Origin of the sequence: Oceanobacillus bengalensis (assembly GCF_003628445.1) — a bacterium.
GTDB classification, from domain to species: domain Bacteria; phylum Bacillota; class Bacilli; order Bacillales; family Amphibacillaceae; genus Oceanobacillus; species Oceanobacillus bengalensis.
The window spans coordinates 1-22,332 of record NZ_RBZO01000018.1; the positions used below are offsets into that span (position 1 = coordinate 1).

At 38.0% G+C, this 22,332-nt stretch carries 20 protein-coding genes; all 20 read right to left on the reverse strand.

Features of this window, described 5'->3' with window-relative positions; translation table 11 throughout:
* Window positions 1-72: 72 nt before the first annotated feature.
* Window positions 73-909 (reverse strand): MBL fold metallo-hydrolase, encoded by an 837-nt coding sequence (locus D8M05_RS11870; RefSeq protein WP_245985336.1) that lies wholly within the window; start codon window positions 907-909, stop codon window positions 73-75.
* 36 nt (window positions 910-945) lie between these two features.
* Window positions 946-1,887 (reverse strand): ketopantoate reductase family protein, encoded by a 942-nt coding sequence (locus D8M05_RS11875; protein ID WP_121132051.1) that lies wholly within the window; start codon window positions 1,885-1,887, stop codon window positions 946-948.
* Window positions 1,888-1,891: 4 nt separating this feature from the next.
* A complete protein-coding gene (locus tag D8M05_RS11880; RefSeq protein ID WP_121132053.1) occupies window positions 1,892-3,481 on the reverse strand; it encodes a sigma-54 interaction domain-containing protein in 1,590 nt (529 codons plus the stop codon).
* 291 nt (window positions 3,482-3,772) lie between these two features.
* The gene (locus tag D8M05_RS11885; protein WP_121132055.1) at window positions 3,773-4,762 is read right to left on the reverse strand and encodes a quinone oxidoreductase family protein; all 990 of its coding nucleotides are present in this window, start codon (window positions 4,760-4,762) and stop codon (window positions 3,773-3,775) included.
* A gap of 171 nt (window positions 4,763-4,933) precedes the next feature.
* Entirely contained in the window at window positions 4,934-6,151 is a 1,218-nt protein-coding gene (locus tag D8M05_RS11890; RefSeq protein WP_121132057.1) for a CaiB/BaiF CoA transferase family protein, read from the reverse strand.
* A 14-nt stretch (window positions 6,152-6,165) separates the two neighbouring features.
* A complete protein-coding gene (locus D8M05_RS11895; RefSeq protein WP_121132059.1) occupies window positions 6,166-7,554 on the reverse strand; it encodes an SLC13 family permease in 1,389 nt (462 codons plus the stop codon).
* 8 nt (window positions 7,555-7,562) lie between these two features.
* On the reverse strand, window positions 7,563-8,084 hold the full coding sequence (locus tag D8M05_RS11900) for a gamma carbonic anhydrase family protein (RefSeq protein WP_121132061.1): 522 nt from the start codon (window positions 8,082-8,084) through the stop codon (window positions 7,563-7,565).
* Window positions 8,085-8,756 carry a GntR family transcriptional regulator gene (locus D8M05_RS11905; RefSeq protein ID WP_183072783.1) on the reverse strand — a complete coding sequence of 224 codons (672 nt, stop codon included), beginning with the start codon at window positions 8,754-8,756 and terminating at the stop codon, window positions 8,085-8,087.
* An 89-nt stretch (window positions 8,757-8,845) separates the two neighbouring features.
* Complete coding sequence (locus tag D8M05_RS11910) at window positions 8,846-10,372, reverse strand: tripartite tricarboxylate transporter permease (protein ID WP_121132065.1); 1,527 nt, start codon at window positions 10,370-10,372, stop codon at window positions 8,846-8,848.
* Window positions 10,373-10,393: 21 nt separating this feature from the next.
* The gene (locus D8M05_RS11915; RefSeq protein ID WP_183072784.1) at window positions 10,394-10,840 is read right to left on the reverse strand and encodes a tripartite tricarboxylate transporter TctB family protein; all 447 of its coding nucleotides are present in this window, start codon (window positions 10,838-10,840) and stop codon (window positions 10,394-10,396) included.
* Window positions 10,841-10,904: 64 nt separating this feature from the next.
* The gene (locus tag D8M05_RS11920) at window positions 10,905-11,894 is read right to left on the reverse strand and encodes a Bug family tripartite tricarboxylate transporter substrate binding protein (protein ID WP_121132069.1); all 990 of its coding nucleotides are present in this window, start codon (window positions 11,892-11,894) and stop codon (window positions 10,905-10,907) included.
* A gap of 201 nt (window positions 11,895-12,095) precedes the next feature.
* A complete protein-coding gene (locus D8M05_RS11925) occupies window positions 12,096-12,515 on the reverse strand; it encodes a PaaI family thioesterase (RefSeq protein WP_121132071.1) in 420 nt (139 codons plus the stop codon).
* Between the two features lie 12 nt (window positions 12,516-12,527).
* Window positions 12,528-13,313, reverse strand: coding sequence for an enoyl-CoA hydratase-related protein (locus D8M05_RS11930; protein ID WP_183072785.1), 786 nt, complete (start codon window positions 13,311-13,313; stop codon window positions 12,528-12,530).
* Window positions 13,306-14,529, reverse strand: coding sequence for a CaiB/BaiF CoA transferase family protein (locus D8M05_RS11935; protein WP_121132073.1), 1,224 nt, complete (start codon window positions 14,527-14,529; stop codon window positions 13,306-13,308). The genes D8M05_RS11930 and D8M05_RS11935 overlap by 8 nt, the downstream gene beginning before the upstream one ends.
* Window positions 14,530-14,777: 248 nt before the next feature.
* Complete coding sequence (locus D8M05_RS11940; protein WP_121132075.1) at window positions 14,778-16,058, reverse strand: (Fe-S)-binding protein; 1,281 nt, start codon at window positions 16,056-16,058, stop codon at window positions 14,778-14,780.
* Window positions 16,051-17,463 carry an FAD-binding oxidoreductase gene (locus D8M05_RS11945; protein ID WP_121132077.1) on the reverse strand — a complete coding sequence of 471 codons (1,413 nt, stop codon included), beginning with the start codon at window positions 17,461-17,463 and terminating at the stop codon, window positions 16,051-16,053. Before D8M05_RS11945 ends, D8M05_RS11940 begins: the two co-directional genes overlap by 8 nt.
* Window positions 17,460-18,191, reverse strand: a complete 732-nt coding sequence (locus tag D8M05_RS11950; RefSeq protein WP_121132079.1) for a FadR/GntR family transcriptional regulator — start codon at window positions 18,189-18,191, stop codon at window positions 17,460-17,462. Before D8M05_RS11950 ends, D8M05_RS11945 begins: the two co-directional genes overlap by 4 nt.
* Window positions 18,192-18,872: 681 nt before the next feature.
* Window positions 18,873-19,496, reverse strand: a complete 624-nt coding sequence (locus tag D8M05_RS11955) for a fumarylacetoacetate hydrolase family protein (RefSeq protein ID WP_121132081.1) — start codon at window positions 19,494-19,496, stop codon at window positions 18,873-18,875.
* Window positions 19,486-20,220: a FadR/GntR family transcriptional regulator gene (locus D8M05_RS11960; RefSeq protein WP_121132083.1), complete on the reverse strand. Its 735-nt coding sequence runs from the start codon at window positions 20,218-20,220 to the stop codon at window positions 19,486-19,488. Before D8M05_RS11960 ends, D8M05_RS11955 begins: the two co-directional genes overlap by 11 nt.
* A gap of 28 nt (window positions 20,221-20,248) precedes the next feature.
* Window positions 20,249-22,228 carry a TRAP transporter permease gene (locus tag D8M05_RS11965; protein WP_121132180.1) on the reverse strand — a complete coding sequence of 660 codons (1,980 nt, stop codon included), beginning with the start codon at window positions 22,226-22,228 and terminating at the stop codon, window positions 20,249-20,251.
* Between the last annotated feature and the right edge of the window lie 104 nt (window positions 22,229-22,332).

A 22,332-nucleotide genomic window follows, 5' to 3' on the forward strand; every position in this document is an offset into this window, starting at 1 on the left:
TAATCTAAATTAAGTTAGTTCGAAGTTTATACAAAGTCCTCCATTAATTTGAATTTAATGGAGGACTTAAACTTATCGTTCGGATTTTTCTTTACTAAATTTCTTTTGTCCCATCCTCTTTTTATCTAATTCAGAAACAATTGAAGATACAATATGTAGTGAGTCCCACTCACCACTTGAAACTTCTACAATTGGATAAACTTTTGGAAACAGCTTTTTATTTATTTCAACAATCGATTTTCCTTCCGTATACATCTTTTCCACTTCCCCATAAAGATACTCCAAATGATCTAGCTTTTGCTTTAATTTTTCTTTTCCATCTTTAAAATAACCTGCATGTGAACAAAATATGGCTGAGAAATCATATGTTAATAGTTTTCTTATTGAATTCATTATCATCGGTATCGACTCTGTATCCATAATAACCTTTGTCTTCGGTGAAACAAATAAGTCACCAGTAAACATACGGCCAGTTTGTTTATCCAAAAGTGCAACATGATCATCCGCATGACCTGGGGTGTATATTACTTCCCACTCAGCATTTAATGACTTTATTTTACTTCCAAGTGGAGAAGGAGAAAATTCCTCCCGTACACCCCAAGCAACTTGCCGATATTTAGGATATGGGGTCTTCCAGTGGCATACTTGTATACCTTTTGTATGAACATAAATTGGGGTGTTAAGATTTTCTTGTAACCATGATGCTGTCCCAGAATGATCCTCATGGCTATGTGTAAGTGCAACAAGTTGAATCTTATTAGAGTGTTCTTTATAAAATGAAATGATTTCCTTTTCAATGCTTTGTGGACCTGTATCGATCAACATCCCATCAACTAAGAACAGAAAAACTGGCTTACCCTTTCCATCTGCTCTAACTACCTGCATCTTGGCACACATAACATCTTCCATTACTTGTACTTCTAAAATGGCGAATCTCCCCTTTCTCTATTTTGCTAGTTCCTGATTAGGACGCAAAGATTGGTGTTTATTAAGATAAGTTAAGATACTATATGTTGCTTGTATGGTTGGTACCGATATTTCTAACTCCTGCGCTTTTCGCATCACATATCCGCAAACCGATTCCACTTCCATTTGTTTCCCACTCATTCGGTCTTGTAGCATTGACGTTTGATGTATTCTTGCACGTTCTGCATTTTTAAAAATGGTTGACATCGTTTGGTCAGTATCAATTGGAATGCCTACTTTGATAGCAACTTCCATCGCCTCCTTACATACGGACTCAGCTGTTGTTCGTAAAGGCTTGTTATCGAGTATGTCACCAACAGTTGCCGTTGAAATTGCTGACAACGGATTAAAGGTTATATTCCAAAGTAATTTCCGCCATTTTTTCTCAAAAATATTTCCTGTATACGTTGCATCAATACCAGCTTGGTTGAAACAGGTTACAATTTCAGAACACTTTTCTCTAGCTGAATGGTCAAGTTCTCCAATTACTAACGCAACCCTACCTTGTTGGTTCACTACTCCAGGTTCTTCGATGGCAGTTTGTACATATGTTGCACAGGAGAAAATTCGCTGGAACCCAAATATTTCCCCTAACCTTTCTTCATTATCAATACCGTTTTGTAGTGTTATTACCTTGGTATCCTTAGATAATATAGGAAGTAATTGCTTTGCCATATTTTCCGTATCATTTGATTTCACACAAAACAAAATGAGCTCTGCGTTTGCTAAATTCTTCGGGTCATCCGTAAATGTGCTATATAGTGTAAAAGTTCCTTCTTCTCTTTTTACAATCAACCCATTCTTTCTCATTGCTTCCAAATGCTTTCCCCTTGCTAAGAAGACTACTTGATGATCCGCTCGATGAAGTAAAGCACCAAAGAAACTCCCTACTGCCCCTGCACCAACAATTCCAATCCTCATAAGTTCATCTCCTTATACTAATCTTATATTTCTTTAATTTCCTTACGATGGTAGGTTGACTCGTCTCTAATGCTTTTGCAATGGCATACGTGTTATCATATTTTTCAGCTGCTAACGTTAGCACATTTTTCTCCGCAATTTCCACAGCATCCTTCAGAGAAACGATCCTATTTATTGTCGTTTCATTTGTTTGTCGGTATTCTGCAGGTAGGTCTTCCTTCGAGATAACCTCCTCATGGGTAGTAACAACCAATCTTTCGATCAAATTAGATAACTCTCTTATATTACCTGGCCAATCATAAGACATGAAAAAACCTTTCAGATTATAATCAAACGCTTTGTTTAAGTGATATTTTTCATTTACTTGCTTTAAGAATAGTTGAATCATTGGTAAAATATCATCACGTCGACCTCTTAATGGGGGTATTTCGATTGGAATTACATTTAAGCGATAGTATAGATCCTCTCTAAAATCCCCTTTTTCTACCATCCTTTGCAGATTACGATTCGTTGCTGTAAGGATACGAACATCTACTTTCTTCGGTCGTGTACCACCTATTCTATTAATTTCTCCCTCCTGCAATACCCTTAACAATTTAACCTGTAGGGATAAAGGCAATTCGCCAATCTCATCCAAAAATAAAATTCCTTTATCTGCTATTTCAAACATACCTGGTTTTCCTTTGCTATTTGCTCCAGTAAATGCTCCACCTTCATAGCCAAATAGTTCTGATTCTAGTAATTCAGGAGGAATTGCACCACAGTTTACTTTTATAAATTCTCCTTCTTTCGACCTTCTACTATTTGAGTAAATAAAATTTGCTAATACATCTTTACCGACACCCGTTTCTCCTAGAATTAAAACTGTCACATCAATGTTAGCAATCCGTTCTGCTGTATCATAAATCAATTTCATTTCTTCACTTTTTGTAATAATATTTTTTAATTGATCTGGTTTATTTTTCAACCGCTGTAATTCTTTTTTATACTTATCATTTAGTTTATTAACTTTCGCTATCTCCACTTGTAGTTCATTTAAGTCAGACAAATCTCGAATATTGGTTACAATCTTCTCAATTTCTCCTTCCTCATTAAAAACAGGACTCCCAGTCAAAATCGTTTCATTACCTGCGTAGTTTTTTTGTACAACAGAAACCGTTCGTTTGTATTCCAATACTTTACTTGTTACAGAATTTTTAAGTATACCTCTTTTAATGAGAGCATTAACATTTTTTCCAATATAATATTCCTTTGGTATACTCGTAATTCTTTCAATCGCAGAGTTGGTTTTTAACGTTACTCCCCTCTTATCCGTGATATAGATACCATCGTAGGAATTTTCAATAATAGCATCTAATTCCCGATTTAAATTTTTAAGGTCTTTATTTTCTTTTAGTAACGCAGCTAATCCATCTGTTTCGATTCCGTACAATATTTTATCTTCTGCATCACTAATTTTCTCTTCTATAAAGGTAAAACTACGGTCCTTATATTCCGCATGAAAAAATTTAGAGCTTGGAGCTTGTTTCCAAACAGTGAAGACATTTGCTATGTTCATACCAGCTATTTTTCTAATCCCAATAATGGATTCCATTATTGGATTACACGTTACAATCTGGTTATTAACATCAAGAGCAATAATAAGAAAAGGGGATTCTTTTAATATGACGTTATCTACTATTTGTTTTATTTAAATCATCTCCTTAAACTTCACGTTCCCTATGATACATAATATTATTAATTACTGTAATTTTCCAACAAAAGAATCCATTACACTCCCTAAGCACTAGAACCAAAATAAAAATAGAACAAGATATAATCCTGTTCTATTTTATGTGAATATAAAATGTGATATTACCTAGAGAAAATAAACATTCCTCTACCATCACGGCACCAAAACAATCTTCCCCACCGTTTGCCTACTCTCCATCAATCGGTGTGCTTCAGCAGTCTCCTGTAATGTAAACTCCCTACTAATAAACAACTGTATCTTCCCATTCTCTAGAAATTCAATTGATTGTTGTGCTGCCTCTTCCAATTCTTCTGGTCGAAACTTTCTATATGTTCCAGTACTATACCCCAAGACAGATCGGCAGGAGGAGTGAAGAAGGTTTGTATCTACCTTTCCACCATCTCCCCCAATTCCATTCCCAAAATTAACAATACGTCCAAAGAATGCGAGGCAATCTATACTTTCCTCAAACATTTTACCAGCATAGGAATCTAGTATGACATCTACCCCCTTCCCACCAGTCAATACGTTTACAAAATCAGCAAAAGATTCTTTGTTGTAATTAATAACGTGATCTGCTCCTGCCTGTTTTGCAATTCCTAATTTTTCATCACTTCCAACCGTTCCGATAACAGATGTTGCACCTAACAACTTCGAAATTTGGGTTGCAATTGTACCAATTCCACCTGCAGCACCGTGAATTAATACACTTTCACCAGGTTGTATGCGCGCTACTTTCTTTAAGAGATTATAAGAAGTAATTGCAACCGTTACATATGCAGCAGCTATTTTTGAATCAACCTCTGGTGAAATCGGATAGGTTAGTAGCTGATCAGCTTTTACGTATGAAGCATAGGAACCATTTTTAGGAAAGGCGATTACCTTTTGGCCAACTTCCAGTCCTTCTACTTCCTCTCCAACAGCCTCAATCATTCCCGAACAATCTAGTCCTGGTATAAATGGCGACTTACTTGCTCGATGATAATTCCCTCTTCTCGCTTTGATGTCTGCAAAATTCACACTAATAGCCTCTACCTTAATTAATACCTCTGTTGGTTCTACGTCCGTCAGATCAACAGTGGTATATTCTAAAACTTCAGGACCACCAAATTTTTCCACAACCACAGCTTCTACATTTTTCAATTACGATAGTCCTCCTTAATCGGTATGTAGATAATTCTACTCCCGTATATTATAACAATTATTAATATTCAGTAAACAAAGAGCAAGACAATCCTTTACATAATAAGACCTTCGCTTTAAAATCTTATTAAAAGATATATCTTGCCCTTTTATATCCTTTTCTCGTAAAATTTATTTCCTCAATTGTTCCTCTTCTCTATACGCCCTCACAACCCCCGCTTCCACCAAACTTTCAATCTGCCCATCACTTTTATCAAGCATCCCCTTTAACACTTCTTCCGTATGTTGACCGAGCAACGGCGGAGCAGACACGACTTCTCCTGGCGTTTCTGAAAACTTAATTGGTATTCCAGTCATTTTTACTTTACCTGCTGTTGGATGATCAGCTTCAACCAGCATTTCTCGTGCAAGTACATGTTCATCTTTATAAATCTCATCAAATCTTAAAACAGGTCCGGATGGAATTCCAACCCCTTCAAATAAATCAATCCAATACTGTGATGTATGTTTAGAAAACTTCCCTTGCAAAAATGGAATTAATTTACTACGGTTTATGACACGATCTTTATTCTCTCGGTATTCTGGATGATTCGACAGTTCAGGTTCATCGATTGCCTCACAGAATTTTTTCCACAGATTTTCATTTCCAACTGCAATATTAAAGTAACCATCACTAGATTCAAAAAGTTGATATGGCACAATATTTGGATGTGCGCCTCCCTGTGGTTCTGGGTTCTTTCCACTTGCGAAATAGTTTCCAGCTAAGTACGTTTGCCAGGAGATAATCGTATCTAGAAGCGAAACATCAACCCATTGTCCCGTTCCTGTTTGATTTCGGTGATGCAATGCTCCCAATATTCCCACAATTGCCCACACACCTGTTCCAACATCAGCAATTGAAAACCCTACCTTAACAGGAGCTTTTCCGGGTTCACCAGTAACACTTGTTATTCCTCCCATCCCTTGGGCGATTACATCATAACCTGGTTTTTGTGAATAAGGGCCAGTCTGCCCATAACCAGAGATAGATGCAAGAATAATTCCAGAATTTACTTCTTTTAATACATCATAATCGATTCCAAGCCTTTTTAACGTGCCAGGTCTGAAATTTTCAACAACAACATCCGCACTTTTCACTAAATCTAATAATATTTCCCTGCCCTCATCTGTTTTTAAATTAATCACAACACTCTTCTTGTTACGATTTATACTAAGGAAGTATGCACTTTCTTCTTCAACAAACGGTGGTCCCCATGCTCTTGTGTCATCTCCATTAGGTGATTCTATTTTGATAACCTCAGCACCCATATCCGCTAAAACCATCGTGCAATAAGGTCCGCTTAGAATCCGAGATAAATCGATTACTTTAATTCCTTCTAGTGCTCTCATTCTTTATCCCTCCATTAATTTGGATTTAACCCGATTAAAGGCCAGTAGAAGTATGCGAGTAATAATGTAATTGGGATGATCGCAAGAAATAGATACATTCCTACAGACGATAAATCCTTTCTCGTATATTGCCCTAAAGCAAATGTCATTAGATTTGCTGGGCTTTGGGATGGTAAAAAGTAACCAATAGAGCAGCTGATGACGACAATTTGCGCTAACCAAACAGGATTAATCGATAATGACTGTGCTAAGCTAATCGAAAATGGTAAAAATACTGCTGTAATACCTAACATATTGGCAAATCCAAAACGGAAGATGGATACAATGATGATCATTACAAGTGCTGTAAGTATTGGGCTATTTTGTGGAATAAATTGCACTAGTCCCGCAGCAACCCAATCTGCTGTACCATTTGTTTGGATTGCTTCTGCTAATGCGTAAGCTGCTCCGAATAAAATGATGACATCCCAGTTTATGGACTTGCTTGCCCGCTTCCATTTCTGCACACCTACTACTGGAAGACAGGACAATAATGCGACGAGCATTGCAGTCATGGATACAGAATATCCATGAAGTGGCTCCGTTATCCAACCGGTTAGCATGATAATACTTAAAAGGAATAATTTCATTTCTTTTGGTGAAATTGTTCCCATTTCCTCCAATTTCAAAGCAATATACGCTCTACCATCAGACCAGCTTGCTTTTTCTAATGGGAATTTCCATAATAGAACCCCCCATAATATTAGGAGCATGAGGATAGCAATGGGTCCATTTACGATAAGCCAATATCCGTATGACCAAAAGAATCCAGTCGTTAACTGAATCGTACTAGCGGCATAAACGGAAGAACTCGAACCTGTAATAATGGCAAATGACATAAAGGAAGAAGTAAACGTAACAGCAATTAAAACGCTTTTTGCATACGATGAACCGCCCCCACTTGCTTTTACTACTTCGATAAGCCCAATACACACAGGGAGAATCATCGCTATTCTTCCAGCTCCTGTTGGTATAAGCAGACCTAATACCGTTAGCGATAAAATGACAACACCAATACTCGCTGCCCCATTTCCTTTCACCAATGACAATATTGCTAGTGCAATCCTTCTACCTAACCCTGTTTCTTCAAAACCTGCCGCAATTACAAAAGTTGCTACAAGCAACCATACAAAGGGTTGCGCATAGCCTTGTAAACCTTCTTCAAACGTAAAGATCCCGAGTATTTCTAAGTATAATAAGATACCTAAGGATATAATTGACTGCGGCCAGACGCCAAATGCCCAGCCACTAAATGCGAAGATTAGGACAATGACCATTAGTGCATGTTCGATTGGAATGACTAGAACAAGAAGCCAGCTCAATAGATTAATTATATAAAAGAAGGATGTGTGATTAATTTTCATCTTCTCTACTATTTAAGTAGTTCTAAATCTTGCTTATAAATTTTCCCTTTTTTCACGTAGCTTTCTGCACCACGAATTAATCGAGCGGATTGTTCCTTTGATAACTGTTTGACCTGTTTTGCAGGTACACCTACCGCAAGCATTCCTTCTTCAACAATCATACCCTCTGTAACTAGCGCACCAGCAGCTACTAATGCTCCCTTTTTTACAACCGCACCGTTTAGTATAGATGCCCCCATTCCAATGAGTGCACCATCTTCTATCGTACATCCATGAATAATCGCATGATGACCAATAACAACATCCTCTCCAATCGTCACTGGTAAGTTTGGATCAACATGGATAACAGCTCCATCTTGTACGTTCGATCTTTTTCCTATTTTAATCGAAGTATTGTCTCCCCTGAGAACAGCATTAAACCAGACGGATGCCTCTTCTTCTAAATAGACTTCTCCAATTACATATGCACCAGGAGCGACGTATGCGGTTTCATGGATAACCGGTTCTTTTTCTTGCAGTCGATAAATCACCTAATCTTCCTCCTCATCGGATAAATTCGATAGATTGCTTGCCGCTGATTCCCAAGCTTTATAGATATGATCTTCAGCAGCTACTTTCGCTTCCTCTGGTTGTTTTTCTACAATTCCTTTAATAATTTTCACGTGCTCTTCAAACACTTCAAATTTACGATTTTCATTGATCCAAGATGTTGCCCTGATTAATGCAATGGACCAGGATAAGGTTCGTCTCATTTTGTCCAAAACGTCATTATCTGCCACTTTAAAAATATAATCATGAAGCGCATTATTTAATGCAATGATCTTGTGATTATCGCCTTTTTCAGAAAGTGCAAATTTCATATCTTCCATCAAGTTTTCGAAATACCTTTTATGTTCATTTGTCATGTTTAAAGCTGCAAGTTTCGCACCTAATCCTTCTAAAACCGCTCTCGTCTCATAATAATCTCGAATATCTTTCTCCGTTAACTTCCTTACGAATACGCCACGATGTGGTTTAGAAATCACAAGACCTTCTTCTTGTAATCGTACAAGTGCATCTCGTATTGGTGTTCTGCTTACTTCCAAATCATTACATAATTCTTTTTCCAGTAAGTGTTGTCCAGCTTTATACTTACCTGAACATATATCAGCTTTTAATCTCTCATATGCTGCAGTTGTTATTGTTTTTGTTTTTAAACTCATATCCATTACCTCGCAATCCAGAATATTCTCTATCACTAGTTACGTTCCTAATTATCTATTATATATGTAACTAGCAAGATATTCCTTAGCTATGCAGCCTTATCTTCATTTATATTTTTGTTAAATAAGCCTTTTATAAATTTAATAAAAGGAATAATGAGCATGACTAAGATTACGATTGTAAGAATTAGTGATACGGGTCTTTGTACGAAAATCAGAAAACTACCTTCAGTGGTAATTAATGTTTGACGAAGTGCATTTTCAGCCATTGGCCCAAGCACTAGAGCCAGCACTACTGCCGCTGGTGAGAAATCATACAATTTCATAAAGAAGCCAATAACACCAAAAGCTAACATAATCCACGTTTCAACCATACTTCCGTGTAAACTAAATGTACCGACCGTACATAGAATTAAAATTACTGGTACTAATAATTTATAAGGTACCCTCATAATTTTGATAAATAATGGAATTGCAAATATGTTTACAAGTATGAGAATAATATTTCCTAAATACATACTTGAAATAAGTCCCCATGCAAATTCAGGTTCTTGTGACATCATTAGCGGCCCTGGTTGTAGTCCCCACATAAGAAAGGCACCTAACAAAACAGCTGTCGCACCAGATCCAGGAATACCAAGTGTTAATAACGGTATCATCGCACCTGCTGACGCTGCATTGTTTGCTGTTTCTGGAGCAACAAGTCCTGGCATGTGTCCTTTACCGAATTTTTCGGATACCTTCGATACCTTTTTTTCCAGAGAATACGATAACAAGGACGCAACTGTAGCACCTGCTCCAGGCAACATCCCGATAAAAAAACCTAAGAAAGATCCTCTTGCAAACGTCCCTTTACTTTCAGACCACTCTTTTTTGCTTGGCCAGAATTCCCCTTTCTTCTTAAAAGAAATCTCTTCTCTATTCCCCTCTTTATGTTGCCCTTGATATATAGAGTAAAATAGTTCACCAAGTCCAAAGAGGCCGATAGCTACTGGTAGAAAGTAAATGCCGTTTATTAACTCAGGATTACCATACGTAAATCGTTGTGTACCCGTAATGACATCTACTCCGACGAGTGATATCGCTAAACCTAACAAGGCTGATATTGCTCCATTGATTTTGTTATCACCCATAACAACAATTAAAGCTAGAAGCCCTATCGCAATAAGCAAGAAGAATTCCGGAGGACCAAATGAACGTGCAACTTTAGCGAATGTAGGGGCAAAGCCTGCTATTAAGATAACACCAATTGTACCCCCAACAAAGGATGCAACAGCCTGCATCACTAATGCTGGGCCAACTCTACCTTTTTTGGCTAATGGATAGCCATCAAAAGTACTAGCCACGGTAGCAGATTCCCCAGGAGTATTTATTAATATAGAAGTGATTGTTCCACCATACATAGAGCCGTAATAGATACCAGCCAACATAATAACTGCAGTTACTGGATCCATTGAAAATGTTAATGATAGCAAAATTGCTATCCCTGCTGTAGGTCCAAAACCTGGAATAATCCCAACGATCATCCCCACAAATGCCCCAATCGTTAAAAACAGTAGATTGATAGGACTAACCGCAACGGAAAATCCCATTAATAGATTTTCTATAATATCCATATGCTTCCTCCTTTCCCTTTATCAAAATCCAAAGATACCTGTTGGAAATCCAGCATTCAACCAAACATCTAGCAATAAATATGTTCCCATCGGTACTGTGACTGAAATAATTGTATTAAGAATTAATCTTTCACGATTTAATATTAAAAGAACAGCAAAAACATATAGTACCATCGCTATTACTGCACCCAACACGTTTAATAATGCAATGAATAGAAAAGTTGCTGCTAATAATAGAAGAATGCTGTTTAGATGAATAGGTTTACGAAAGGATACCTTCTCCTTTAAAACAACCTTTAAATCTTTAAAGAAAGCAATTCCAGTAAAAACCACTAATAATATACCAATCCAAAGCGGAAAGAAACCCGGTCCAACTTGCCCTGAATGATTTACATAATCATATTCAAAACCTTTAATGGTAAAGTAAATCGAAAAGATAAATAAAATCCCTGAGAAAATTGCCCTCATAGCTATCCTCCTTAACATTTTATTAGAGGGGAACAGGTCATTATTTCCCCTCCTCCTATTTCTTCTATTCTTCTATAACACCTAGTTCACTAAGAATGTCATTAAATACAGATGTTGTTTCATCAAGGTATTCTGTGAAATCATCCCCATATAGAATCGTTTCACTTAAGTAGTTCTTCGAGATATATTCTGCCCATTCATCCGTTTCCGCTACCTTCTTCATCGTGTCAATCCACCACTGACGAACTTCCTCGTCTACCTCACCAGCAAGAATTACGCCACGTGGCATTGAAATATTTACTTCATATCCAGATTCAATGAACGTTGGGATATCTGCATAATCTGGTAATCTTTCAACACCACTAAATGCAAGGGCGCGCATGTCTCCAGATTCTAATTGGCCGATAACACCACTTGGGTTAGCAACAATAGCATCTAATGTATTAGAAAGCATTGCCGATTGTAATTGACCCTCTGCATTAAAAGAAACATATTCATATTCAAGTTCAGCTTCTTTACCAAATGTTTCAACAATCATACGATCAACGTTCGCAACACCAATTCCACCAATGTTCATTTTCTTATCTTTCGCAGCTGCAATAAAATCATCTAACGTTTCGTAGTCAGAATTGCCTGGCACAACCAAGAACATATCATCAGTTGCCATTAATGCAACATGTGTGAATGACTCATAATCCCAACCTGGATCAGATTGAAGTGGTGTTGTGATAAAGCTTCCACTTGTCGTAGAAATTTGGTATGGATCCCCTACATTTTGTTGCATATACCCCCAACCAACTGCTCCACTTCCGCCTTCACGGTTCTCAGGTACAATATCACCTGGGTATAGATCATACTGTTCCATAATTTTTATCATTTCTCTCGCCATAACATCGTTTCCACCACCTGGCCCAAAGGCAATTGTCCAATCAAGTGTTTCTGATTCAGAGGGATAATCTTCCCCTGAATCACTAGATGCCTGATCACCTGAACATGCACTAATGAATAAAGCGACGGTTATCATTAATACCAACAACATCATTTTCTTTTTCATATTAATCCCCCTTGTTTGAACAGCATGAAAGCGTTTTAAATTCACGGTATATTAATTTTTAAATAATTAATATATTGTTTAGTTTCAGATAATTATAAAGGAAAATGTAGTTATTTGTATAATCTTCTACCAGTTTATAAGAAATCCTGCTTTTCCGCTATGATTCTTACAACAGAATAAGAATTCCAAACAGTGGAATCCCTATTCTGCTTTTAACCATGTTGCTGTAGCAGTAGCTGCCAATTTACCTTTTTCATTAAATAAATCGGATTTTAATGCAATTATCTTCCTGCCCTTTTTAATAAAACTAGATTTACAATAAATTTCTCCTTCTCCAACGGGTCTTAGGTACTGTGTATTCATTTCTAATGTAACAGCGGTCCCTAAATGTCTTTTACATAAATGCCCCATCGAAACATCCAAGATAAAAACGATAACCCCTCCATGCAGGGAACCTTGTGGATTAAACATGAAATCCTTGCTAACCAAGGATACGATACAGTTTTCCTCTTGATAATCAAATTGAAGTCCGAAGAATTTTGATAGGAAAAAGTTTTCGAATTCAGCTTTTTCGTTTTCTATTGCATGATTAAAGTTCTCTTTTGCTTCCAATCGATTCATGATGATCAGCCCTTAAGAAAATGTAAATTGTGGTTTTCTCTTTTCGAGGAAAGCCTGAACACCCTCATGATAATCTTCTGTATCAAAAGAACCGTTCCTGAGTTGTTCCGTGTATTCATTGTCTTCTGTTTGACCTTGTAATATAAAGCCAATAATTTCTTTCATGCTTCGTACGGTAAATTGCGCTTTCTTACATAAACCTTCCGCAAATTTATATGTTTCTTCTACAATTTCCTCTGGAGAAAACACTTGATCCACTAATCCAATACGAAGTGCATGATCTACATCTAGATGTTTTCCACTAAGTAAAATATACTTTGCTTGGGATGGCCCCACTAGATCTACAAGTTGTTTCGTAGCAGTTAAACTATAAACAAGACCTAGATTTGCTGGTGTAATTCCAAATCTACCATTCGTATCCGTGAAACGTAAGTCACAAGCCAAAGCAATCTCACATCCACCGCCAATACACCAACTTTGAATCATAGCAATGCTTGGTTTTTTCATTGTTGCAATTGCTCGTTCTGCTTTATGGGTTGCATCATTATAAATCTTTGCACCTGCTGAATCTGCACGCAAGGTTTTAAACTCACTAATATCCGCTCCTGCAGCAAAAGATGTATGGTCTGCACCGCGTACAACTAATACTTTAATGTTCCTATCGTTTTCTACATCTTCTACTAGACCGGGAATTTCCTTCCACATCTCATGTGTTAATGCGTTTCTTTTTTCTGGTCTGTTAAAGATAATTGTTGCAATCTCACCGTTTTTTTCTAATAAAACATCTTTTTTAGCCATGAATACCTTCCTCCGCTTCCTCATACTTATTGTAAACGATTCCATTTTCATACATTTCTACTATCTCGTCTTCCGTATATCCTGCTTCTATTAATTTTTCGGTTGTATGCTGACCTAACCAAGGTGCAGGTGATTTAATTTGCAACGGCGTTTTTGAGAACTTCGCCGGAATACCAATTGTTTTAATTGGTCCGAGTTTCGGATGTTCCATTTCGACAATCATATTTCTTGCATTAACATGTGGATCATTTAATGTTTGATCATACGTATAAACTGGGCCTGCAGGAATTCCTGCTTTATCCAATCTATCCACCCAATATTCCATTGTTTCCGTAACGAAAATGGTTTCGATTTCTTGCTCAAGTTCATCGATATGATCCATTCGATTCATCAATGTTTTATATCTTGGGTCATCAATCCATTCTGGCTTATTAACTACTCCTTTGCAGAAAAGCTCCCACAGTTTCTGATTTCCAGCACCCACCGTTACATAGCCATCTTTTGCTTGATACGATTGATATGGAGTAGAACGGCGGTGCCTTGTTCCTGTTGCACTGGCAACCTCACCAGATCCGAAGTATGCTGCTGATTCCCAAATCGTCCATGCTAATCCCGCATCAACCAATGATGTATCAATGTATTGACCTTCTCCACTTTTTAGGCGATGAACATAAGCTCCTAGAATGCTATAGATTGCAGTTGCCCCAGCCGCAATATCATTAATTGCAATTCCAACTTTAGCTGGTTTTCCATTCGGTTCGCCTGTCATACGCATTAATCCAGTAATACCTTGGGCGATAATATCAAAGCCACCTTTTTGACTATAGGGACCAGTTTGTCCGAACCCAGAGATGGAACAATAAATAATTGAAGGATTTTTCTTTTCAATTGTTTCATAATCAATCCCCAGTTTTTTTACCACACCTGGTCGGAAGTTTTCGATAATAACATCCGCTTCCTCAGCTAATTTATGAAAAATCTCCTTCCCTTTATCAGATTTCAAATCTAGTGCTAGACTCTTTTTATTTCGATTTGGCATCGCAAAAGGGTATCCTTCATCATTAATAAATGGTCCTAACCTTCGAGAATCATCTCCTCCTGGAAATCTCTCAATTTTTGTTACTTCTGCACCCATATCAGAAAGTACCATTGTGCAATATGGTCCTGCTAGAAACTGAGTTAAGTCAAGAATTTTCACTCCATCTAATGGAAGCATCTAACCACCCCTTCTATAAATTGTATACAATATATAATATATATAACCACCTTTAATATGTCAATAATATTTAGAAAAATATTAAAATAAAAAATATAATAATAATTAATAGCGATATTTTTCTGATAGATTACAGTTTTAGTACTAATAAAATAACAGGGAGATTTAATGTGTAAACATTAAATCTCCCTGTTATTTTTATACCATATTTCATGCATACCTTAATGGATAGAAACGTATTTATTCATCTACTTCCCAACCCCACAAGCCTCCGCCAACAATTCAACAATATGAACAACCTCTATTCGATCAGATAGTCCTTCTTTCTCGACACCAAGCTTCATTTGCAGGTGGCAACCAGGGTTTGTCGTGACAATCATTTCAGGAGAAACCTTTCCAACATGTTTCATTTTCTCATCAAGGACATCCATTGATTCCTCGTAGTTAACAATGTTATAGATTCCAGCAGACCCACAGCACATGTCTTTGTTCGGAAGTTCCAAATACGTAATACCTGGTATCGATTTTAATAGATTAAGCGGTTCATTCACCCGCTTCTGTACATTTGACATGTGACATGACGGTTGATAGGTTACTACTTTATTCATTTCCTTCTCAAACTCTAAACGTAACTGTCCAAGGATGACACTTATATCCACATTCTTTTCCGCAAAGCGCTTCGCACGGTCTGCCCACTCTGCGTCATTTTCAAATAGTTTATCATATTCAACAAGTTGAGCACCACAGCCACCAATGCTGTTAACAATATAATCAAATTCATATTTTTCGAATGCTCGGATGTTTTCTTTCGCTAACTTTTTCGTGATTTCAGTTTCACCACTATGGTTTTGCAGGGCTCCACAACAGGTCTGTTCTTTAATTACTGTCACATCACAACCTGCACGTTGTAGCAACTTAATACTTTGTGTATTAATCGAAGAAAACATCGTATCCATCACACATCCCGTGAAAAAGCCGATTCGAAATGCAGGTTTTAGTTCTGCTGGATAATGCTCCCCACGTTTATTCCTTTCTATTAACCCCTCCACATTGGGCAAAACCTTCTCAAATGCACGTAAGTTTTCAGGTAAAATGTTCAGTGCCTTTGTTTTTCTTGCTACCTTTTGTAGGCCTGACTTCTGGTATAGCGCAATTCCACCACCAGCTGTATGGAGCATTTTCTTATTTGGAATTGCTTTATCAAAGACAAACTCCTGGAATAGCTTTGCTCGTTTTGTAATCCGCTTTTTCTTATCCTCTTGAATCACTTCCTTTGCTGATTCAAGGATTTTACCGTATTGCACATTCGTTGGGCATACAACTTCACATGCGCGACACCCTAGACATAAATTGATTGGCCCTTCTAATTCCGAGTAGGAAATATGACCTTCCGCAGCCATTTTCACTAAATTAATGCGCCCTCTTGGGGAATGTGTTTCTTTGCCCATCGTTAAATAAGTAGGACATGCAGGTAAGCAATAACCACATTGGACACAATCAAATGTTTCTTCGTATGCTAGTTCAGCCATTTGTTAACACCAACCTTTGACCAGGTTTTGGAAAGATTTTTCCAGGATTTAAAATGTTATTCGGATCCCAGCTTTCTTTGATTCGCTTCATCATATCTAGGCCAACTTCTCCAAGTTCCATTTCCATAAATGGCGCTTTCAATGTACCGATTCCGTGTTCACCTGATAACGTACCACCAAGTTCGATTGCAGCCTCAAATATTTCTTCTACTGCTTGCTCAACACGGCGCATTTCTTCCTCATCGCGTTTATCAGCAATAATATTTGGATGTAAGTTTCCATCTCCTGCATGGCCGAAAACAACAAGATCAACTTTAAACTTTTCACGTATTTCCCTTAGTCGTTTGAACATTGCAGGAATCTGACTTCTCGGAACAGTTGCATCTTCTGAGATTTTTGTTGGTTTTTCACGTACAATCGCAGGGGAAACAAGCTTTCGCGCTCGCCATAATTCTGCTGCCTCCTCACTCGTATTCGCAACACGCACATCTCTCGCTGCTGACTCTTTGCATACCGTTTCAACCCGCTGTATCTCATCCTCAATTGCAACTGGATGTCCATCTAATTCTATTAAAAGTAGTGCTTCTGCATCTGTTGGTAATCCGAGTGGTTCATATTCTTCCACTGCCACAATTGTGCCATTATCCATAATTTCTAACTTAGACGGCAAAATTCCCGAGCTTAAAATTCTAGTGATTGCACGGCCTGAGTCGACAATATCATCAAATACGGCCATCATTGTTTTCGTTGCTTGTGGTTTCGGAAATAATCGAAGTGTCGCTTCTGTGATGATGCCAAGCGTCCCTTCTGACCCAACGATGAGTTTTGTTAGGTCATATCCGGTCACATTTTTCACCGTTCTACCGCCAGTACGGATAATTTCCCCTTCAGGTGTAACGACTTCAAGTCCAATGACATAATCCTTGGTTACGCCATATTTCAAGCCCCTAGGTCCTCCTGAGTTCTCTGCTAAATTACCACCAATTGTCGATACATTCGAGCTACTTGGATCTGGTGGATAGATTAAGCCAAATTTCAATGCGGCATCATTAATATCTGCTGTCAACACTCCAGGTGAAACGACAGCAACCATATCCTCATGATCGACATCTAACTTCTCATCCCATTTCGATAGATCAAGTACGATACCCCCATTAACTGGTAGTGGCCCACCACTTAAACTCGTTCCTTGCCCACGTGGATACACAGGAATTGCCTGTTCATTTGCGAGTTTCATAATCGCCGCTACTTCATTTGTCTGCTTTGGTTGGACGACAATATCTGGAAGGTGAACACCGAATGATGCATCAAATGAATAACTATATAAATCTACTTTATCCGTAAGAATTCTTTTCTCTTCCACGACAATATTCTTTAGTAGCCCTGCTAACCTTTCTTGATTCAAATCCCTTCCCCCATTCTCGTTAAACGACTTTGCACATGCCGTTCCTTAATTTTCTGATGATGCTCCCACATGGCCTTTCTGGCTGCCTCTGGATTTTTTTCTATTATCGCTGTAAAGATATTTTCGTGTTCCTTCATTACTTGTTGATTTAAATCCTTATCTTTAATCGAATGCTGTCTACTCTCTTTTAAATTAGCCATTATCTTATCTGAAACTAAGTTGATCATGTCTAACATGACTGGATTACAGGAGGATTCTACAATTGCATAATGAAATGCATAATCCTCTTCAAGTGCAATCATCCCTTTCATTTCAACTTCAAGGAGCTGATGATAAATATTCGTTAATTTCATTTTTTGTTCCGTTGTCATTCGACATGCCGCATGGTAAGCGGCATCTCCTTCAATTGCTTGTCTGAGCTCAATAAGGTCGATAAAGTCGGACCCTTTTTCGTCCATTATTTGGGAAAATTTATGTAATAAATCATGTTGTGTGACTTCATTTAAGAACATCCCGACCCCTGCACGAACAGTGATAATACCTGATGATTCAAGAACGGTAACTGCCTCTTTTACCGATGTTCTTGAAACAGCGAATTGCTCTGCTAAGGCCCTTTCAGATGGTAGTTTTTCGCCTGGCTTAAGACTTCCATCTGCAATCGACTCTTTAATTTGTCCGATAATTGTTTGATAGATTCTTTTACGCTTCCCAATTGGTTTAAAACCCAACGTTACCCCTCCCATCTGTCTAGTGGCATAGTGGACAGTCCAGAATAATTTTAAGAAAAAGAAACAATATCATTTGTTTCTTTTTCCTTAGACTTTTTTGAAAAGTTTATTTCTTATTCATTTCATTTTGGACTTATTTAATTCAGAATTTTGTAGCTCTCGCTTTCACTTATTAATGTTATGCGCTGTCTTTCGCTCCGACAGAATACTTCGCTTTCCACGGGAACGGCACGAGCCCACTCGTGATGCCAATAACGCTTCTTCCTGGTCTTCGGACACGTGTTGTTCCCGTAGGACAAGGAATGCTTCGACAGCAACACATCGCACGAAGAAAATTGTTCTTTATTTTCGAGGAGTCTTCGTATTCTGCCTACGCTAAGATAGATTTTCTGATAGCTTTAGCCTTTTAAGTTACGTTTATAATATTTCTCATATCACTTAGATATCTAGTCTACATACAAGTAGAGCAGGATCTGAGTGGAGGAAAGACACGTAGACTTCTGCGGGAGGACAGGCCTAGGTGAGACTACGAAGTGCGTTAGCACGGAGGAGGCTCACCAGCCGCCCGCGAAAAGCGAAGTGTCTTTCCGGAACGACGTCTTTAGGACTATTCTGAATTAAATATGTCTACACTTTATATAAATAGTGACTAATTGTATCTTTCCTTAAGTAAATGCTCGCTTATATTTTACTTACCGTGAAACTTCCCTTCACTTCATTTCCCCATTTCAGCACATATTCATCCTTATCAGTGATCGCTTGAACGCCCTCTGGTGTACCTGTGTAGATAATATCCCCCTTACCTAAACCAAATTTCTCGTGAATATATTCTAAAATCGTTTGAAAGTCAAAAATCACAGATTGTATATTGCCATGCTGGACTGTTTCCTCATTACAAAGGAGCGAGAAGTCTGTTTCTTTACACGTTTCAACTCCTGGAAAATCCCAAAAGTCCGTAATTACTGCAGAATTTTTAAATCCTTTTGCAATAAGCCATGGATGTCCCTTCTTTTTCTGTACGGATTGAACATCCCTTAATGTAAAGTCAATTCCTAATGCCATGTTTGTAACAACATCATCAACCTTAAAACCTTCTTCTACATCGTTACCAATGTAAAGGACAAGCTCTAATTCATGATGTATATCCCCCTGATCATTCGGATAAGAAATAACACTTCCATCCCCTTTAACAAGTGCATGAGTTGGTTTAGAAAATACCATCGGCGTATCTGGCACATCATTCCCTAGTTCTAAAGCATGATCCTTATAATTGCGTCCAATACAAAATATATTTTTAATTTCCATCGTTGCCCTCATTCCCATCTTTTTTCATCACTCTTTTATCATGTAGTTTGATTCGTGCATTGGTTAAATGGTTAATAACGGCATTTCTTGCTGCCGCCCCATCCCTTTCTTTAATTGCTTCATATATTTTCTCATGTTCTAAATACACTTCTTTTCGTTTTGCTGTCCAACCGAGATTTTTTTCTAAAGAAAACTTTAGTGCGCGTTGATGAAGATCAGACAGGTGATCCATTGTTTGTGTTAAAAACGGATTATATGCCGCTTTCACCAATGCAATGTGGAATACATAATCTGCTTCATATCCTACTGCCTGCTCGTCATTCATCACCTTTTTAAAAGCATCCAAACTCGTTTTTAAATAGGTAAGATCCTTCTCTTTTCGTCTGTTTGCTGCAAGATATGCAGCTTCTGATTCTACAATCGTTCGCATTTCTAGTAAATCTTGCACCTGCCTAACATCAACCATTTCAAATTGAACGGGATCAAGCATTGTAGCTAAGTTTACTTCCCTGACCCAGCTACCGCCACCTTGTTTCGACTCAATAACCCCACTTGCTTCTAACACACTTAATGCTTCTCTTAGTGGAACGCGACTTACACCAAATCTTTTAGCGAGTTCGTTTTCGGTTGGAAGCTTACTGTTAGGAGGTATTTCACCAGATTTAATTAATGAAATGATTTCTTCACGTACTAATTCGGACACTTTTTTTCTTTGAATCTGCAATAAAGACACCCCCTAGGTAAACTAACATTTAACTTGCCTCAGTCTCTTGCGCGGCAATAGCTCCCACTTTCTTAGAACGAATAATATGCCATGCAAGTAGTAAAATACCGATGACTAAACCAATCGTATCTGTTAAAAGACCTGGTTTAATTAATAGGAATGCAATGGAGAAGAATCCAATTCTTTCAATAATATTGAGCTTCACTCTAAAGAAATTAAAAACTGCAATTGATAGTGCAAATACACCTAATAATGCTGTGATAAACACCACTATACCATCTAAGAAGGATGCAACCTCTCCTGTTTCCGTTTGCATAACCATAATTGGGTTATAAGCAATCATAAACGGTATGAGAAATCCTGGTAAACATAATTTCAGTGCGGTCCATGATGTCTTCATCGGATCTGAACCAGATATTCCTGCAGCAGTGTATGCTGCAAGTGCTACAGGTGGTGTAATATTAGATAATGCACCAAACCAGAACACGAAGAAATGTGCTGCAACTGGGTTTACACCCGCTTCTACCAATGCTGGTGCAGCAGTTACTGCTACGACAATGTAAAGTGCAGTTGAAGGTAGACCCATACTCAAAATGATACAAGTGATCATTACAAGAACTAAGATAATCGCTAACACGCCACCTGATAATTCAATAATGTTATATGCTAGTGTTGATCCAAGACCAGTCATCGTAACAACTGCAATAAGAATCCCTACAGAAGCACAGGCAACAGCTACTTGAATGGTTCCTTTAGCACCATCAATAAGCGCTTTCCCTGCTTTCATAATGGTAATTCGGTTTTCTTTATCCTTTGTCAACCAGCTTGCAATAATTGCAGCGGCAATACCTGCGAATCCAGCAGCAATAGGCGTTCTTCCTGATAACAACGTACCGATTACAATGACAAGTGGTACAAGTAAAATTCCGCCTTCTTTAAGCACAGCCCATACTTGAGGAATCGAATCTTTGCTCATTCCTTTAAGTCCTTGCTTTTTCGCTTCAATATCAATTGCAATAATTAGACCAGCATAATAAAGAAGTGCGGGAATAATTGCTGCAATAATAATGACGTTATAGCTAACACCTAGAAACCCGGCCATAATGAATGCTGCTGCCCCCATGATTGGTGGCATGATCATTCCGCCTGTGGATGCTGCTGCTTCAACCGCACCTGCAAATCGAGGTTTCAATCCTAGACCTTTCATTAATGGAATGGTAAATGTACCTGTTGTTGCAACGTTGGCAACCGCACTTCCGCTTAAAGAGCCTGTTAAAGCACTCGATATAACCGCTACTTGAGCTGGTCCACCACGACGTTGTCCAGCAATCGCAATGGCAAGGTCATTAAATAATTTTGTTGCTCCACTCGCATTTAGGAAAGCCCCAAATAGGATAAAGAGGATGATATAAGTGGTTGCAATGGAGAAGGTCATTCCAAAGATACCTTCTGTCGTCATATAAAAACGGAATAATAACCGTTCTAGTGTAAATCCTGCATGACCGAATACCCCTGGAAAATATGGTCCGAACAATGCGTATACAATTGCTAAAAGCGAGAGAATTGGAATAAAAATACCTATACTTCTTCTAGCAACCTCTAATAAAACAATTAGTGTAATAATCGCAAACACATAATCTATCACAATTGGCTGCGACATTCTCACATTATGAATGACAGAGTAATTAATAAGTATATAAATAACCCCTGACAACCCAGCTAATACTAGGGCAACATCAACATAAGAAAATTTTTCTTTGTTTCCTTTCTTCGTTGCTGGATGTAAGAAGAAACCCAATACGAAGATGAAACCTAGAAATATGATATTACGATAAATCTCTTGAATGTTCATAAAACTATTCACATAAATAGAGAATATCGATAAACCTAAGGCAAAGGCTGCAACAATTGTTGCTTGCTTTCCTATTAACTGCCTACCGCCCCCGCCACCTTCTTTATCCAAATCTATATTTTGGCTGTCATCTGCTGTCTTCTTTTTAAATAGCATTGTTTTCACCTTCATTTCTAACAAAATTTTATCGTGTAAAGGCTGGAGGGTATCACCTCCAACCTACTTATATGCGTGCAGTCCGTACGTTACTGAACCGGCGA